15 protein-coding genes are annotated in these 16294 nt (G+C 36.3%); 9 read left to right on the top strand and 6 right to left on the bottom strand.

The window, feature by feature from the left end:
* Together PI23P_RS06640 and PI23P_RS06645 are read right to left on the bottom strand one after the other, a co-directional pair.
* A complete protein-coding gene (locus tag PI23P_RS06640) occupies positions 1 to 2406 on the bottom strand; it encodes a 3-hydroxyacyl-CoA dehydrogenase/enoyl-CoA hydratase family protein (RefSeq protein ID WP_004570000.1) in 2406 nt (801 codons plus the stop codon).
* An 11-nt stretch (positions 2407 to 2417) separates the two neighbouring features.
* Entirely contained in the window at positions 2418 to 2876 is a 459-nt protein-coding gene (locus tag PI23P_RS06645; protein WP_004570001.1) for a MarR family winged helix-turn-helix transcriptional regulator, read from the bottom strand.
* A gap of 431 nt (positions 2877 to 3307) precedes the next feature.
* Here PI23P_RS06645 and PI23P_RS06650 point away from each other — a divergent pair, with 431 nt between their 5' ends.
* Positions 3308 to 4174 carry a mechanosensitive ion channel family protein gene (locus tag PI23P_RS06650; RefSeq protein WP_004570002.1) on the top strand — a complete coding sequence of 289 codons (867 nt, stop codon included), beginning with the start codon at positions 3308 to 3310 and terminating at the stop codon, positions 4172 to 4174.
* Between the two features lie 78 nt (positions 4175 to 4252).
* Positions 4253 to 5416: a sigma-54-dependent transcriptional regulator gene (locus tag PI23P_RS06655; protein WP_004570003.1), complete on the top strand. Its 1164-nt coding sequence runs from the start codon at positions 4253 to 4255 to the stop codon at positions 5414 to 5416.
* Positions 5417 to 5594: 178 nt separating this feature from the next.
* On the opposite strand, the gene katG is transcribed toward PI23P_RS06655, so the two are convergent.
* A complete protein-coding gene (gene katG, locus PI23P_RS06660) occupies positions 5595 to 7781 on the bottom strand; it encodes a catalase/peroxidase HPI (protein WP_004570004.1) in 2187 nt (728 codons plus the stop codon).
* Positions 7782 to 8064: 283 nt separating this feature from the next.
* On the opposite strand from katG, the gene PI23P_RS06665 reads away from it, so the two are divergent.
* Genes PI23P_RS06665 through PI23P_RS06675 form a run of 3 tightly spaced genes read left to right on the top strand, consistent with a single transcriptional unit; the run spans position 8065 to position 9289 of the window.
* A complete protein-coding gene (locus PI23P_RS06665) occupies positions 8065 to 8712 on the top strand; it encodes a peroxiredoxin (RefSeq protein WP_004570005.1) in 648 nt (215 codons plus the stop codon).
* Positions 8713 to 8721: 9 nt separating this feature from the next.
* Positions 8722 to 9030, top strand: coding sequence for a thioredoxin family protein (locus PI23P_RS06670; protein WP_004570006.1), 309 nt, complete (start codon positions 8722 to 8724; stop codon positions 9028 to 9030).
* A 1-nt stretch (position 9031) separates the two neighbouring features.
* A complete protein-coding gene (locus PI23P_RS06675) occupies positions 9032 to 9289 on the top strand; it encodes a DUF6952 family protein (RefSeq protein WP_004570007.1) in 258 nt (85 codons plus the stop codon).
* Positions 9290 to 9339: 50 nt separating this feature from the next.
* Here PI23P_RS06675 and PI23P_RS06680 read toward each other — a convergent pair whose 3' ends face one another.
* Genes PI23P_RS06680 through PI23P_RS12680 form a run of 3 tightly spaced genes read right to left on the bottom strand, consistent with a single transcriptional unit; the run spans position 9340 to position 11349 of the window.
* On the bottom strand, positions 9340 to 10398 hold the full coding sequence (locus tag PI23P_RS06680; RefSeq protein WP_004570008.1) for a flavin monoamine oxidase family protein: 1059 nt from the start codon (positions 10396 to 10398) through the stop codon (positions 9340 to 9342).
* Positions 10395 to 11213, bottom strand: coding sequence for an SGNH/GDSL hydrolase family protein (locus tag PI23P_RS06685; protein ID WP_004570009.1), 819 nt, complete (start codon positions 11211 to 11213; stop codon positions 10395 to 10397). The genes PI23P_RS06680 and PI23P_RS06685 overlap by 4 nt, the downstream gene beginning before the upstream one ends.
* Entirely contained in the window at positions 11188 to 11349 is a 162-nt protein-coding gene (locus PI23P_RS12680) for a hypothetical protein (RefSeq protein WP_004570010.1), read from the bottom strand. Before PI23P_RS12680 ends, PI23P_RS06685 begins: the two co-directional genes overlap by 26 nt.
* Positions 11350 to 11446: 97 nt before the next feature.
* Here PI23P_RS12680 and PI23P_RS06690 point away from each other — a divergent pair, with 97 nt between their 5' ends.
* The 4 genes from PI23P_RS06690 (at position 11447) to PI23P_RS06705 (ending at position 16243) form a co-directional block, all read left to right on the top strand.
* A complete protein-coding gene (locus tag PI23P_RS06690) occupies positions 11447 to 12367 on the top strand; it encodes a polyprenyl-phosphate transporter (protein WP_004570011.1) in 921 nt (306 codons plus the stop codon).
* Entirely contained in the window at positions 12367 to 13374 is a 1008-nt protein-coding gene (locus PI23P_RS06695) for a DUF368 domain-containing protein (protein WP_004570012.1), read from the top strand. Before PI23P_RS06690 ends, PI23P_RS06695 begins: the two co-directional genes overlap by 1 nt.
* The gene (locus PI23P_RS06700) at positions 13355 to 14116 is read left to right on the top strand and encodes a shikimate dehydrogenase family protein (RefSeq protein WP_004570013.1); all 762 of its coding nucleotides are present in this window, start codon (positions 13355 to 13357) and stop codon (positions 14114 to 14116) included. Before PI23P_RS06695 ends, PI23P_RS06700 begins: the two co-directional genes overlap by 20 nt.
* 93 nt (positions 14117 to 14209) lie before the next feature.
* A complete protein-coding gene (locus tag PI23P_RS06705; RefSeq protein ID WP_004570014.1) occupies positions 14210 to 16243 on the top strand; it encodes a DUF349 domain-containing protein in 2034 nt (677 codons plus the stop codon).
* Positions 16244 to 16294: the final 51 nt, after the last annotated feature.

The raw sequence follows: 16294 nt of genomic DNA on the forward strand, positions 1-16294 counted from the left end.
TTAATTTCTTAAAGGTTTTCCTGTTTTTAACATGTGTTGAATTCTTTCTAAGGTCTTTCTTTCTGAGCAAAGAGATAAGAAAGCTTCTCTTTCAAGATCTAACAAGTATTGTTCCGTCACTAATGTAGGTTCAGATAAATCTCCTCCCGCCATTACGTGCGCGAGTTTATTTGCAATTTTCATGTCGTGTCCGCTAATATATTTAGAATCCTTCATAGCGTCGGTTCCTACTAAGAACATTCCCAAAGCTTGTTTTCCCAAAACCTTTATATCTTTTCTCAATACGGGTTGTGTGTATCCACTTTCCGCCATTAATTTTGCATGCGCTTTGGCCGTTGCAATTTGTCGTTCTTTATTTACAACTACAATATCTTTTCCTTTTTGAAGTAATCCGAGGTCAAAGGCTTCATATGCAGAAGTAGAGACCTTGGCCATTCCAATGGTTAAAAAGTTTTCTTGTAGAATATTCAATTCAACATCACCTTTTTGAAAGGAATCGGACGCTCTGATGGCCATCTCCTTAGAGCCACCACCTCCAGGAATTACACCCACTCCAAATTCAACTAATCCCATATAGGTTTCTGCTGCTGCCACAACTTTATCTGCATGCAAAGAGATTTCACATCCACCGCCTAAAGCCATTCCATGGGGAGCAGAAATAGTAGGTATTGCAGAATATCGCATGCGCATCATGGTGTCTTGGAAATATTTAATAGCATAATTTAGTTCGTCATATTCTTGTTCTACAGCCATCATGAAAATCATTCCAATGTTCGCACCAACAGAAAAGTTTGCTGCTTGATTTCCAACTACAAGTCCCTGAAAATCTTTTTCAGCGAGATCAATAGCTTTGTTGATACCTGTGAGCACATCCGCACCAATGGTATTCATTTTGGATTGGAATTCCAAGTTTAAAATTCCATCGCCAATATCTTCGATCACCACACCAGAGTTCTTCCAAACTTCATTTGATTTTCTAATGTTATCGAGTATGATAAATGATTCTTGGCCTGGTTTTTTGACCTGGGTTTTTGAAGGAATGTCATAGTAATAAGAAGCACCCTCTTTTACTGAATAAAAGGAGGATTGACCGTTTGCTAGCATTTCAGTGATCCATGCAGCAGGATCTTTTCCTTCCGCTTTCATGATTTCAACTCCCGCAGCGACACCGATGGCATCCCAAATTTGAAAAGGACCGTGTTCCCATCCAAAGCCAGCTCTTAAACCGTCATCAATGCGATACAACTCGTCAGAAATTTCAGGGATTCTATTTTGTACATACGCGAACATTGCGGCAAAACTTTTTCGGTAGAATTCACCGGCTTTGTCTTTTCCTGAAACTAAAACTTTGAACCTATCTGCAACATTGTCGATGCCTTTTGTCAATTCTAAGGTGGCAAATTTTGCAGATTTTTTAGCTCTGTATTCTAGGGTATTTAGATCTAAAGACAGGATCTCCTTTTGACCCTTAGCATCTTTCGTCATTTTGTAAAAACCTTGTTTGGTTTTACTGCCCAACCACTTCTTTTCCATCATGCTATTTACAAAGTCTGGAATAACAAATTGATCGCTCATTTCATCATTTGGACAATTGTCTTTTACTCCGTTTGCAGTGTGGACTAGTGTATCCAATCCAACGACATCAATAGTTCTAAAGGTAGCTGATTTTGGACGACCGATTACAGGTCCCGTTAATTTATCAACCTCTTCAACTGTCAATCCCATTTCTTGGACGATATGAAACAAACTCATAATTCCGAAGATTCCAATTCTGTTTCCAATAAATGCGGGAGTATCCTTTGCTAGTACCGAAGTTTTACCTAAAAATTTATCTCCATACATCATTAAGAAATCGGTAACCTGTTGAGAACAGCGGGGTCCAGGAACGACCTCAAATAGTTTTAAATATCTCGGGGGATTAAAAAAGTGAGTGACTGCAAAATGTTTTTGAAAATCTTCGCTTCTTCCTTCATTCATAAATTGAATAGGAATGCCCGAAGTATTTGATGTGATTAGCGTTCCCGGTGTTCTGAATTTTTCAATTTTTTCAAAAACTATTTTCTTAATATCAAGTCTTTCAACCACGACTTCCATAATCCAATCTGCATCAGCAATCTTGGAAATATCGTCTTCTAAATTACCTGTAGTAATTCTATTTGCAAATTTTTGATGGTAAATAGGGGAGGGTTTTGATTTTAAAGAAGAGGTAAGTGCTTCATTTACCAAACGATTGCGCACTACTTTGTCTTCGAGTGTCAATCCCTTTGATTTTTCTATTTCGCTCAGTTCTCTTGGCACAATGTCTAACAATAGTACTTCAACACCAATGTTTGCAAAATGACAAGCGATTCCGCTTCCCATAATTCCAGAGCCAACGATGGCTACTTTTTTAATTCTTCTTGTCATCCGTTTGATATTTAAACTGCTTTTTTACTAATTTCTTTATAGATCTCTTTCGTTGCAATTAATTTGTTAATTGCAGAGGTAACTTTAAAAAATCCCTCTAAATCTTTTTCTGTAACATGGTGCATTACAGTATCATTAAATTGGATTACGTGGCCTTTTGAAATGGCGCGCATTTCTTTTCCGTACGCTGTTAATTTGATAATTACACTTCTGCCATCTTCAGGATTTTTTTCTCTAGAAATAGCACCTTTGTCTTCCATGTTTTTTAGTATTCTAGAAAGACTTGTAGGTTCCATGCCCATTAGAGGACCTAGCGCCGTAGACGGTGTTCCTTTTACTTTGTCAATATTTAAGAGTACAAAGGCGGTTGCCATGGTGCTGTCGTGTTTCACTGCCTGTTCATTGTACATCTTTGCTACCGTCTGCCAGGTTGCTCTTAGTTGATGATCTATCGATTTATACTTCTCCATTATGTCAAATATATACAAATTTATTATGCATGCATAGTAAATCGCAAAAAAGTTATGCGTGCATAGTATATTTTAACACAATTGGAAGGGCATGGGTAGCAGTGGTTGTGGAATTAGCGTAAAAGATGCCCAGCATACTTTCTTTTAGACGCAAGGAAGCCGTTTTTTGGGGGTCAATATTTAATTATGACCAAATCGATCTTAAAAAGTTCACGGAAATTATTTATTGTAGTATTTTAGAATAGTTAGTAGCGCTTGCTTTTATAAATGTAAAGTAGCCTACCTCATGTTCCGAATATGATTCATTAAAGTTATTATTGGTTATATTTGTCTCAATAATAGGAATCAATATTTTAAAAGTAGTATTGCTGTTTTTAAAAATGGTCAAAATAGATGTTACCGAGCTGCTGAAAGATAAATTATAAAAAAGAATGCAAGATAAATTAGAACAGGTTGCGGAGACCATTTTGGAAGAGGCAAATTCTATTTTAGAGTATACCTTCACATTTACCAAAGACATAAGTATTTCCTTCCGGGGACTGCTATTTGTTGTGGTTGCCTTAATTGTAACTGCTTTTGTACTAAAATTATTACGGAAATTTATTACTAGAAAAATTCCTCCAAATGATAAAGTAAAGTTTGTCAGCGTTTTCAGCTACATTCGGTGGGTGGTTTTTATTGCTATTTTTTTAGTAGCCATGGATGCTTCTGGCGTAAATGTAACTGCAATATTTGCGGCATCTGCAGTCTTATTAATTGGTGTAGGTTTGGCACTTCAAACTTTATTCCAAGACATTATTTCGGGCATCTTTATTTTGGTAGATCAGTCAGTGCATGTTGGAGATATTATTGAATTAGAAGGGAAAGTTGGCAGAGTATTAGACATCAGACTGCGAACAACAAGAGCAGTGACCATTGATAACAAAGTTTTAGTAATTCCGAATCACTTATACCTTACGAATATTCTTTTTAATTGGACAGAAAATGGAACACAAACCAGGGAATCAGTAAATGTTGGGGTCTCTTATGGAAGTGATGTGGAGTTGGTAAGGTCTATTTTGTTAGTAGCTGCAGCCAAACACAATAAGATTTTAAAAAAACCCATACCGAAAGTACTTTTTACAGATTTTGCTGATAGTTCTTTAAACTTTAAAATTATTTTTACCTTAAATGATAGTTTTGAAACTCGTTTTGTGCAAAGTGATTTGCGTTTTGAGATCGATAAAAAATTTAGAGAAAATGGAATTACCATTCCGTTCCCTCAAAGAGATGTGCACGTCTTTCAGCAACCACTCTAAATCATAAAGCAGACGAATACAGGACAGTAGTTTTTGAACTGCGCTTCTAGATGTTTAATTTTTGAATCAAAAAAACAAATGAGTAGAATCTTAATTATTGAAGACGAAGGAGCCATTAGAAGAGTTTTGAAAAAAATAATTTCAGAAGAAAATGATGCTTATATCGTAGAAGAGGCTGCAGACGGACTTCAGGGCATTGAAATGATAAAAGACCACGATTACGATTTGATTTTATGTGATATCAAGATGCCAAAAATGGATGGAGTTGAGGTATTAGAGAAGACAAAAAAAATAAAGCCAGAAATACCAATTGTGATGATTTCGGGGCACGGAGATTTAGATACCGCCGTAAATACAATGCGTTTAGGTGCTTTTGATTATATCTCTAAACCACCAGATTTAAACCGACTCTTAAACACGGTAAGAAACGCATTGGACAACAAGGTGTTGGTTGTCGAAAATAAAAGGTTGAAGAAAAAAATAAGTAAAAGTTACCAAATGGTGGGCGAAAGTCCTGCTATTTCTCTGATTAAAGAGATGATAGAAAAGGTAGCGAATACCGATGCTAGAGTCTTAATTACAGGGCCGAATGGAACGGGTAAAGAATTAGTAGCACATTGGCTGCATGAAAAATCAGATCGTGTAAAAGCACCCATGGTTGAAGTCAACTGCGCTGCAATTCCATCAGAATTAATAGAAAGCGAATTATTTGGACATGTAAAAGGATCCTTTACAGGAGCTAATAAAGACAGAGCAGGTAAGTTTGAAGCTGCAAATGGTGGGACAATTTTCTTAGATGAGATTGGAGATATGAGTTTGTCTGCGCAAGCAAAAGTTTTGCGTGCACTGCAAGAAAGTAGCATTTCAAGGGTAGGGTCTGACTCTGATATCAAGGTAAATGTTCGGGTAATTGCAGCAACCAATAAAAACTTGCAAGAAGAAATTGCGGCAGGTAGGTTTCGAGAGGATTTATACCACAGACTCGCAGTTATTTTAATCAAAGTCCCCGGATTGAATGACAGAAGAGAAGATATTCCTTTGCTAATTCGTTTTTTTGCAGGTAAAATCTCTAAAGAGCAGGGGACTCCAGAAAAAATATTTTCCCCAAAGGCGATCGCTTTGCTCCAGGAGTATGACTGGACAGGAAACATACGTGAGTTACGAAATGTAGTGGAGCGTTTGATAATTCTTGGAGAAAAAGAAGTCTCAGTAAACGATATAAAATTATTTGCTAGTAAATAAACGAGCTCAGATTGATATGGGCAACGAAAGAAGCAAAGAAATAAAGGAAAGAATCTAAAAAGAAAGAGATAAAGCTGCTTTGGCTAGTGAATATAATTTTTTGAAATAGCAAAAGAAATATAAAAAAAAGGGAATCAAAATAATTTGATTCCCTTTTTTTTATAAAATACAGTGCAGGTTATTTTTTGATATCAAATAAATCAAGCTCCATTACCTTGGTCCAAGCGGCTACAAAATCGCACACAAAACGCTCTTTTGCATCATCAGCTGCATATACTTCCGCAATCGCTCTTAGTTCTGTGTTTGATCCAAAAATTAAATCAGCTCTTGTGCCTCTATATTTAATTTCTCCTGATTTTCTATCGCTTCCTTCGAATAATGTATCATCTTCAGAGGTTGCCTTCCAAGTGGTACTAAAATCTAAGATATTCACTAAAAAATCATTTGTAAGTGTACCTACTGTATCTGTAAATAGCCCATACTTAGAAGCATCATAATTGGTTCCTAAAGCGCGCATACCCGCAACTAAAACTGTCATTTCCGGAATACTAAGTGTCAACAATTGTGCTTTGTCAATCAACAATTCTTCTGCTGCTAGTTTTAAATCTTTTTTAATAAAATTTCTAAAACCGTCTGCTTTTGGTTCTAAATAGCCAAAAGAAACAAGATCCGTTTGTTCTTGAGAAGCATCTCCTCTTCCAGAAGTAAAGGGAACAACAATGTCGTATCCTGCATTTTTTACTCCTTTTTCAATCGCTACAGTACCACCGAGCACAATTAAATCTGCGATAGAAACAACTCCTTTGAAATCTTTTTGAATGCCCTCTATAACAATCAGCACTTTATTCAACTCATAAGGATTGTTTACGGCCCAACTTTTTTGTGGTTCAAGACGAATTCTTCCACCATTTGCACCACCGCGCATGTCTGAGCCTCTAAACGTTGAAGCCGCTGCCCAAGCAGTAGTTGCCAATTGTGAAACGGATAAATCAGTATTTGAAATTGCTTCTTTTAAGGTTGCAATTTCTGTTTCAGAGAGCACTGTTCCTTGTGGAATTGGATCTTGCCAAAGCAGTTCTTCTTTAGGAGTATCTGGTCCTAAATATCTAGAAATTGGCCCCATGTCTCTGTGTGTTAATTTGTACCATGCTCTTGCAAACGCGTCTTCAAAAGCTTTGTGGTCTTTGTGGAAACGTTTAGAAATCTTCAAGTACTCAGGATCTACCTTTAAAGCGATGTCTGCAGTAGTCATCATTAAATCTTGCGTGTTACTAGCATCACCAGCTTTGGGTGCTCTTTTTGCTTTTGACGCTGCTGTGGGTTTCCATTGATGTGCACCTGCGGGGCTTTTGGTTAATTCCCAATCGTAGTTTAATAAGACATCAAAATAGTCATGATCCCAGGTAGTAGGGTTTGGAGTCCAAGCACCTTCTATTCCACTGGTAATCGTATCGTCTAAAACACCAGATTTGTAAGAGTTTTTCCATCCCGTGCTCATTTCTTCTATTGGAGCTCCATGTGGCGACGGTCCAACGTATTTGTCTGGGTCTGCTGCGCCATGTGATTTACCAAATGTGTGTCCTCCAGCGGTAAGAGCAACGGTTTCTTCATCGTTCATCGCCATTCTTCCAAAAGTCTCTCTTACATCTTTAGCAGAACCCATTGGGTCTGGAACTCCATTAGGACCCTCAGGATTTACATAAATCCAACCCATCATTACGGCACCTAGCGGATCTTCTAACTCTCCTTCAGCATACCGTTCCTTATTTTCTCCAAAGACCGTTTCAGAACCCCAGTATATGTCTTGTTCTGGTTCCCAAACATCTTCACGTCCACCAGCAAAACCAAAGGTTTTAAATCCCATTGAATCCATAGCACACGTTCCTGCTAGGATCATTAAATCTGCCCAAGATAATTTATTTCCATATTTCTTTTTAATTGGCCACAGCAATAAACGCGCTTTATCTAAGTTACCATTGTCTGGCCAACTGTTGATAGGTGCAAAACGTTGTGATCCTGAACGTGCTCCACCACGTCCATCACCCACTCTGTAAGTACCAGCACTGTGCCATGCCATACGAACCATAAAAGGACCATAGTTCCCGTAATCTGCTGGCCACCAATCTTGAGAATCGGTCATGAAGTGCATTACATCGGCTTTCAAAGCTGCGTAATCTATGCTGTTAAAAGCTGCTGCGTAGTCAAAGTTTTCAGCCATTGGGCTAGATGCTTGTCCGTTTTGACGCAGAATATTTAATTTGAGTTCATTTGGCCAAAAATCTCTCACTGAAGTGCCATTGCCCGCAGTTTGTTTTTGAGTTCCTCCCATAAAAGGGCATTTACTAATATCGCTATTTTTTTCCATGATTGATAGTATTTACTTCTGAGGTACAAACGTACAGCATTTAGTTGGATAATTATTATCTATAGTTTTTATTTTATCATAGTTAAAACTTATTAAATGACGGTTCTTAAATGTATCGTTTTTTTAACGATCAAATGAGTTTAATGGGAGCTTATTTTAAATGTTAGGCCTATAAGTAAAGTTGATGGTCACATAAAAAGTTACCATAAGTTTTTTTGTAATAAATGCCCTTGTGGGCAGTATATTTGCAACTTAAAACCTTACCAAAAAAAAATAAAGAGATATGGCAACAATAGTTGGAAAAAAATTCCCAGATTTAAATGTAGATGCAATGAATGAAATGGGAGATACATTCAAATTGAATGTATTAGAAGAAGCAGTAAAAAATAAAAAGAAGGTGTTATTATTTTGGTATCCAAAAGATTTTACATTTGTTTGCCCTACAGAATTACACGCTTTTCAAGCAGCAATCGCAGATTTTGAGAAAAGAGATACTATTGTAATCGGAGCGTCTTGCGATACACCTGAGGTGCATTTCGCATGGTTGAGTACTGCGAAAGAAAATGGAGGAATTGAAGGGATAACATACCCAATATTAGCAGATAGCAATAGAAACTTATCATCAATATTAGGTATTTTAGACATTACAAATGAAACTTTCGATGAAGCTTCACAAACAGTGCAAGTAGAGGGAGATAACGTAACTTACAGAGCAACATATTTAATTGATGAAGAAGGGATCGTTTTTCACGAGGGCGTTAATCACATGCCTGTTGGAAGAAATGTAAATGAATTTTTACGTTTAATTGATGCATATACGCACGTACAGAAAAATGGAGAAGTTTGTCCAGCAAACTGGGAAGAAGGAAAAACAGCGATGTCAGCAAATGCGAAGGGAACTGCTGCATACTTAGCAAGCAACTTAAACTAATTATTAGATATGGTTCAAGAGTTAGATCAAGATAATTTATCAGAAATTATTGCCGGCAACAAAACAGTTGTTGTGCAGTACACGGCTACATGGTGTGGAAATTGTAGGATTATGAAACCTAAATTTAAAAAGTTAGCTTCAGAGAATGAAGCGATAACTTTTGTAATTGTGGATGCTGAAAAATTTCCCGAGAGCAGAAAATTAGCGGACGTAAGTAATTTGCCAACCTTCGCAACTTTTGAGGGTGGGAGTTTTAAAGGACAAGCACAAACAAATAAGTTTGAGGTATTGAAGGAACTTGTAAACGAAGTGTCTTAATATGAAGCTACCAGTAATTAAACACCTGACGAGTTTCATAGAAGAGAACGATCAAGATTATCTTTTGGAGACTATTGAAACACTTGAAGGGCTAACAGAGGTTCCGTCTTTAAAAGACGAGGAATTAGATGTTATTGGAGAGTTGATCTCTAATATGTATGGTGCGTTAGAGGTTCATAAAATGGTCAAAGAAGGAACTCCTAAGAAAGAGGCGTTAAATTTGTTTATGAAACGCGTTTTGGGATCTATCGATCAATAAAAAGAACAGTATTGGAAATATAAAATCTCAGGGGAAACCTTGAGATTTTTTTATTTACTGGTATTTTTTAAGTGGTCCACAATTTCATTTCCACGACAAATAGCTCCTTCCATATATCCACCGTATTTTTTAGACGTTTCCGAGCCTCCAAAAAATAATTTCCCTTCTAAAAATTCTTCTTGGTATATAGGATGACCGTTGTTTGCATGTGGTTTTAAAGTAATAGTATTTTTAAAATGCACGAGTGCATCTTCTGGCCAGGCTTTTTCTTGGTAAGCAATATAGTCTTCGCCGTCTTTGCCAAAAAACCGAAATAATTGTTTGCGAACTTCTTTCTCTCGATGAGTACTTGTGGCATTTACAAGTGTTTGGTTTACAAAACCCATAAGCGCAAAACGCTTCTTTTGGGCATCCGTATGATCGTAGATTTCTGTGAAGGCTCCTTCACTGCTAAAACCAGCACCAGATAGATTTTTCTCCTCCCAAAAAGGAGTTTTATAGACCACTCCAAATTTAATAGAGTCTTGCATCCATGTATGCGTATTATTTGCAATTTTAAGTAGCTTTTGGCTAATTTCACTTGGCAATGCAACTGTGTTTACTAAAAGTTGTGGAGGGATTGTGGAGATAACAAAATCACCAACAAAAGTCAATTTTTCAGTAAATACTTTTACAAAGGCTCCACATGTTGCGATTTGAGCTACTTTTTGACTTAATAGGAGTTCTTCAGGCGAGAAACTCATTGTTAGTTTCTTTAAAAGGTGGGCAGTGCCTCCCGAAATTCTATAACTTATTTCTTGATTTTTAGGGACGCGAAATCGCTCTATGCGACTGTTGTGTGATGCCTCGAATAAAGCATCTCCTTCCATGTTTTGAGGAAACAAAGAAATTTCGAGTGCGCGACACAACTTTAATAATTCTTCATTGTATTTCCAAAGCCAAGCAGCACCTAGTTCCACTTTTGTATGGCTCTTATGATTGGTTAATATTCTTCCACCCACGCGGTTTCTTGCTTCTAAAATTTGGACTTCAAAACCGGCTTGTTTTAGTTTGTAACCCAAATAAACGCCAGAAAGTCCAGCACCAAGTATTAGTACTTTTTTTTTCATAAAACTGGAATAGAAAATTTAGTTGTCGCAGTATTTTGCAGTAAAATAAAAGTACCCATCTCTTTTCCCCAAACTTGATAGGTTAATTTCGACGGATGCACGCCATCACTGAAGTAAATCTTAGAGTTGTTTTCGGATATTTTATTTCTTTTGCTCCATGCTTGCAGCGTAATGACTTCAGCATTGTAATAAACATTGGCTTTTTCTTCTGCTATTATTTGCAGCTGCTTCCCTAAAATTTCAACCAAATTTCCGATGACAAATTGGATAGCTTTTGTAAATGCTGGGAATTCTTTTATTGGAGGCATGTTTGTGAAGAAAATGGGGGTTTCTGGAAATTTGTCTTGCAGTAAATTGATCAGGTTTTCAATATCAATGCTCCATTTTTTTGGAGTATTTAGTGTAAAAGCGTCATTCCCACCAATTCCAATAACGATTAGATCTGCAGTAGTTTCTTCTATTTTAGGAATTATTTTAGTACAAAGTTGTTTTGCGGTATAGCCACTTCTTGCATAGACACGCCAATTTATAGCACAGCGTAAAGTCTTTGAGAGGGTGTTGGCTAGCGCTCCAGTAAATCCGTCCTTGTGTTCTTTTACCCCCACACCAGCAATCGTACTTTCACCAAGAACGAGTAACTGCAGTGGAGACTCAGAGGGTCCGTTTGCAATTCCTTTTGGTTTTAAGGCTTCGGGAAGTTTCGGTACTTTTTTTCGAATTTCCTTTCCTTGAAAGTATAAAAAGGGGAACAGTGGTAAAGAAAGAATAAGTCCTACAAGGTATTTTAGCTTATTGATCGTGTTTTTTTTCTTCATTTACTTTTTTAATAATATTTTTTAGACGCGCTTTGTGTAACAGCTTTTCTAGTTTTACTTTGTTGATTTTTCGCTGCATCAACTTCGTGTGTTTCGCCTTGTTTAGCGTGTTTTTGGCTTTTCCTCTTTTTGGCATCTAGTATCAATTAATAAAAATTACAAATAGAATAAACGGATCTATTTTTTCTTTAAAATCTATTATCTTCGTTTTTTACAAAAATAAGAAAAATATAATGGGAAGAAGTTTTAAAGAATATTTAGTGATTGGGCTAAAAGGAATGGCAATGGGAGCTGCAGATGTTGTTCCAGGAGTTTCTGGCGGAACCATTGCATTTATTTCTGGAATTTATGAAGAGCTGTTGGTAGCGATAAGCAATGTGAATCTCAAGCTTTTAAAAACACTGAAATCAGAGGGTATAAAAGCGGCTTGGCATCAAGTAAATGGTTCTTTTTTGCTGTCTCTTTTTAGTGGAATCTTTATCAGTATTTTATCTTTGGCAAAAACAATTAAGTGGTTGTTAGAAAATGAACCTGTTTTATTGTGGTCTTTTTTCTTTGGATTGGTGTTAGCCAGTATTATCTATATTGGAAAACAGGTGAAAACTTGGAATTTTAAAATGATAATACTACTTATTTTAGGCAGTTTATTTGGATATGTAGTTACGATACTTCCACCAACAAATGTTGGCGAAATTAATTATTTATTTTTAGTTTTTGCGGGTGCTATCGCTTCTTGTGCCATGATCTTACCGGGCATTTCTGGCTCTTATATTTTATTGTTATTAGGGGCATATGCTATGGTAATGACTGCGATTACAATCAGGGATTATAAAATTATTGGAGCAATCGCTTTGGGTGTCGTTATTGGACTACTTTCTTTTGCGAGGTTGCTAAAATGGCTTTTTTTAAATTTTAAAAATCAAATGTTAATCGTTTTAACTGGCCTCATGCTAGGTTCTTTAAATAAAGTTTGGCCATGGAAAGAAGCCATTTCGACTTATGTAGACAGGCACGGTGCTACAAAGGCTTTAGTAGAGCAAAGTGTTTCGCCTTTCTCTTTTGATGGTGACTCTAAATTAATGTTTGCGGTGTTTTTCGCAATTGTTGGTTTTGGATTAATCTTATTGATGGAAAAATTAGCAGAAAAAAAATAATGCAAAAAGAAAGACTCTTTTCACAGAAATTATATCTTTTTTTAAAAGGATTGGCAATGGGTGCTGCAAACAAAGTTCCCGGCGTTTCTGGAGGAACGGTTTCTTTTGTTTTAGGCTTTTATGAAGAGCTGATCTATTCTTTTAAAAAAGTAAACATTAACGCTTTTAAGTTGATTATTAGTGGTCGATTTAAAAGTTTTTATACCTACATAAATGGCCAGTTTTTGCTCTTGGTGATGGGAGGGAGTATTTTTAGTTATTTCAGCATTTCACTCGTTTTAGATTATTTTTTAGAACATTATGAACTCTACGTTTGGAGTTGGTTCTTTGGAATGATTATTGGCTCTATTTATTATATTGGTAGGGGTTTTGGAGAATGGAATCGCAGCAATATCTTTTCACTAATGCTGGGGGTTGCCGTGGGGTTAGGAGTGAGTTTTTTAACTCCCGCAGGAGAAAATGATAATTTATGGTTTGTTTTTATTTGTGGGATTATCGGGGTTTCGGGAATGACACTTCCAGGTCTTTCTGGTTCTTTTATCCTAATTTTAATGGGCAATTATGTGCTGCTTTTAGTAGATTCAGTCAATGCTTTATTTTTTGTGGCTACAGAATTACTTGTTGGTAATTTTGACGTTTTAGCAGTTCCTGAGGAGATTCGATATCTTAAAATAATACTGGTGTTTACTGCGGGTTCTATTTTTGGTTTGGTAGCAATTAGTCATCTTTTAGGATATGTATTAAAAAGATTTAACGCTATTGTAACTGCAGTAATTATTGGTTTTATTACAGGGTCTTTAGGAATAGTTTGGCCCTGGAAAGAGGCTCTTTTTACCACTGAAAAGGGCGTGTTTCTTTTAGACAACAGCGGGCACAAAATTATTGAGAATTACCAACGTTTTATACCGAATTTTTCACACTCAGAAACCTGGATTGCTATTTTATATATTATTTTAGGACTTTCTTTAATTTTAATAATTGATTTCTATGGAAGAAAAAAAAAATAAGGTTTTTGGTCTTTTAGGAAGAAACATTTCCTATTCATTCTCAAGGGGGTATTTTTCAAAAAAGTTTGAAAAATTAGGCTTGCAAGAACATTTGTATACAAATTTTGATTTGCAAAAGATTACCGACTTTCCAAAATTAATTGAGCAGGAGTTATTTTTAAAAGGGATGAACGTGACCATACCTTATAAAGAAGAGGTGCTGCCCTATTTAGATGAGTTAGATCAAACAGCTAAAGAAATTGGAGCAGTCAATACGATTAAATTTACAAAGCAAGGGAGGTTAAAGGGATACAATACCGATGTGGTGGGTTTTGAGAAATCCATTGCTCCATATTTTAAAAAGCACCACAGGCATGCCTTGATATTAGGAACTGGCGGTGCGTCTAAAGCAGTAGCTTACGCGCTCAAAAAGAATAAAATTGCGTACCAATTTGTTTCTAGGACTCCCAAAGGCAGTGGTGAAATTTCATACCAAGAGTTGTCGGAAGAAATTATGAATAAAGCACATGTTATCGTAAATTGCACCCCTTTGGGGACGTCTCCAAATGTGCACTTATACCCAGATATTCCGTATCATTTTCTGTCAGAACGTCACTTGTTATTTGATTTAATATACAATCCTGAGGTGACCAATTTTTTAACAAAGGGAAGAGAGAACGGAGCGGTTATTAAAAATGGACATGAAATGTTAGCGCTACAAGCAGAAGAATCTTGGAGCATTTGGAATGAATCCAAATTATAGATATTAGCTTCACATTTTGTATACCTTATAAGTTGTAAGTATATTTAGACAATATTACAATAGAATTACAAATTGAACTTAAACATTATAGATATGTTAGATACTAATGAAGAGAACGTTGAAAAAACGGTAAACAAGAATGAGACAACTGCTAAAGAAACTTCTAAAGAGAAAGAAGAAAAGCCCGAAACTATTGAAGCGGGGGATGTTGTTGCCGATGGGGTAATTGAAATTGTGGAAGAAACTGTGGCGGTTGTTGAAGACAAGGTAGCCGTTGTTGCTGATCTTGTTGTGGAGGAAACTAAGGAAATTGTAAAAGAAAAGGAGGAAGGAGTTGTTTTAGTATCCGAGGAAGTAACTTTGGAAGTGGTAGAAGCAGTGGCAGATGTTCCTGTGACTAAGAAGGAGATAGAAAAAGAAGCAGATCCTGAGGTTGCACTTGCTGTTTTATCCCTAGAGGAGTTGGTTGAAGCGCTTCAAAACACATTGTCTAACAATCCAGTAAATAAAATAAAAGAGCGCGTAGACCTTATTAAAAATGCTTTTAACAAAAAGTTTGGAGTACTACTTGCAGAAAATAAAGCTGCTTTTCTAGAAGCGGGTGGAAATGCCATTGACTTTCAATATTCCACTCCAGTAAAGGGAGCGTACAATGCTTTACTTTCGGAGTATAAGAAGAAAAGAGATGCACATTACAATTCCATAGAAAAGCAGATGGATGACAACCTTGATACGCGAATGCAGGTTATTGAAGGGTTGAAAGATCTAATTGACAACGGGGATGCAAATACCATGTATAAAGATTTTAAAGTTTTGCAGGATACATGGCGTTCTATCGGTGCAGTCTCGAAAACACGGTACAATGACACCTGGAAAACATACCATCACCATGTAGAGCGTTTTTATGATTTATTGCACCTAAGCAATGACTTTAGAGATTTAGATTTTAAAAATAATTTAGAAGAGAAATTAAAAATTATTCTAACAGCAGAAGCTTTAGTTGAGGTGGTAGATGTCAATGAAGCTTTCAAGCAATTGCAGGATTTACATAAAATATGGAAAGAGGATATTGGACCCGTTGCAAAAGAGGTTAGAGAAGATGTTTGGCAGAAATTTAGTGCAGCAACAAAAAAAATACACGACAGACGACACGAACACTTTCGGGAGATGAAGTCGAAGTATCAAGAGATTATAAATGACAAATTGGCGATAGTTGCGCACTTAGATGGTTATGATACATCTAAAAACAATAGCCATAAAGCGTGGAGAAATAGTATTGATGATGTAGAAAAGTTAAGGCAAGAGTATTTTAACGTGGGCAAACTTCCCTATGCAAAAAGTGAAGAAGTTTGGTTAAAATTCAAAGCAGCTACAAAGAAATTTAACAGCGCTAAAAATAATTTTTACAAAGAGGAGAAAAGTGAGCAACAAGATAATTTAAAAAAGAAGTTGTCATTAATCGAAATTGCAGAATCTTTAAAGGAAAGTGAAGATTGGAATACGGCAACAGAAGCCATGAAGAAAGTGCAGTCTGATTGGAAGCACATTGGACATGTACCAAGAAAATTTTCGGATGACATTTGGACAAAATTCAAAGCGGCATGTAATGCTTATTTTGATCGGTATCACGAACAAAAAAATGCAATTAGTAATGAACAACAAGCTGTGGTTGACGCAAAAAAAGTCTTCTTAGAAGCAATTAAAGAAGAGAAGACACATACAAAGGAAACTGTTTTAGAGGCCATTGACGCTTGGAAAGAATTGGGGCCACTGCCAAGAGATGTGAGACACTTAGAGGGTAAATTCAACAAGCAAATTGATCGGTTGTTAGAAGGTTTATCTTTAGGTAAAAAAGAGGTGTCAATGTTGAAATTTGTAAATGTTGTAGATGGTTTATTTGCAACGGAAGATTTTAGAAAGTTAGATTCAGAGCAGCTATTGGTTAGAAAGAAAATGGATGAAGTGGTCAAAGAAGTGCAACAGCTAGAAAATAACTTAGGGTTCTTCTCCAATGCAAAAGACGACAACCCTTTGGTGTTGAATGTGAAAAACCGGGTTCAGGAGTTCAAAGAAGACTTAGAAATTTGGAAAGAGAAGTTGCGTTACTTAAGAAAATTAGACTATTAAGTAAGAAATTAATAGTGAGCAAAAAAAAATCGAAGCATTTGCTTCGATTTT

This window comes from Polaribacter irgensii 23-P (assembly GCF_000153225.1).
In the GTDB taxonomy this organism is placed as follows: domain Bacteria; phylum Bacteroidota; class Bacteroidia; order Flavobacteriales; family Flavobacteriaceae; genus Polaribacter; species Polaribacter irgensii.

Coding starts and splice junctions, on each gene's coding strand:
- PI23P_RS06640 (WP_004570000.1), bottom strand. CDS start 2,406: ATGACAAGAAGAATTAAAAAAGTAGCCATCGTTGGCTCTGGAATTATG.
- PI23P_RS06645 (WP_004570001.1), bottom strand. CDS start 2,876: ATGGAGAAGTATAAATCGATAGATCATCAACTAAGAGCAACCTGGCAG.
- PI23P_RS06650 (WP_004570002.1), top strand. CDS start 3,308: ATGCAAGATAAATTAGAACAGGTTGCGGAGACCATTTTGGAAGAGGCA.
- PI23P_RS06655 (WP_004570003.1), top strand. CDS start 4,253: ATGAGTAGAATCTTAATTATTGAAGACGAAGGAGCCATTAGAAGAGTT.
- katG (WP_004570004.1), bottom strand. CDS start 7,781: ATGGAAAAAAATAGCGATATTAGTAAATGCCCTTTTATGGGAGGAACT.
- PI23P_RS06665 (WP_004570005.1), top strand. CDS start 8,065: ATGGCAACAATAGTTGGAAAAAAATTCCCAGATTTAAATGTAGATGCA.
- PI23P_RS06670 (WP_004570006.1), top strand. CDS start 8,722: ATGGTTCAAGAGTTAGATCAAGATAATTTATCAGAAATTATTGCCGGC.
- PI23P_RS06675 (WP_004570007.1), top strand. CDS start 9,032: ATGAAGCTACCAGTAATTAAACACCTGACGAGTTTCATAGAAGAGAAC.
- PI23P_RS06680 (WP_004570008.1), bottom strand. CDS start 10,398: ATGAAAAAAAAAGTACTAATACTTGGTGCTGGACTTTCTGGCGTTTAT.
- PI23P_RS06685 (WP_004570009.1), bottom strand. CDS start 11,213: ATGAAGAAAAAAAACACGATCAATAAGCTAAAATACCTTGTAGGACTT.
- PI23P_RS12680 (WP_004570010.1), bottom strand. CDS start 11,349: ATGCCAAAAAGAGGAAAAGCCAAAAACACGCTAAACAAGGCGAAACAC.
- PI23P_RS06690 (WP_004570011.1), top strand. CDS start 11,447: ATGGGAAGAAGTTTTAAAGAATATTTAGTGATTGGGCTAAAAGGAATG.
- PI23P_RS06695 (WP_004570012.1), top strand. CDS start 12,367: ATGCAAAAAGAAAGACTCTTTTCACAGAAATTATATCTTTTTTTAAAA.
- PI23P_RS06700 (WP_004570013.1), top strand. CDS start 13,355: ATGGAAGAAAAAAAAAATAAGGTTTTTGGTCTTTTAGGAAGAAACATT.
- PI23P_RS06705 (WP_004570014.1), top strand. CDS start 14,210: ATGTTAGATACTAATGAAGAGAACGTTGAAAAAACGGTAAACAAGAAT.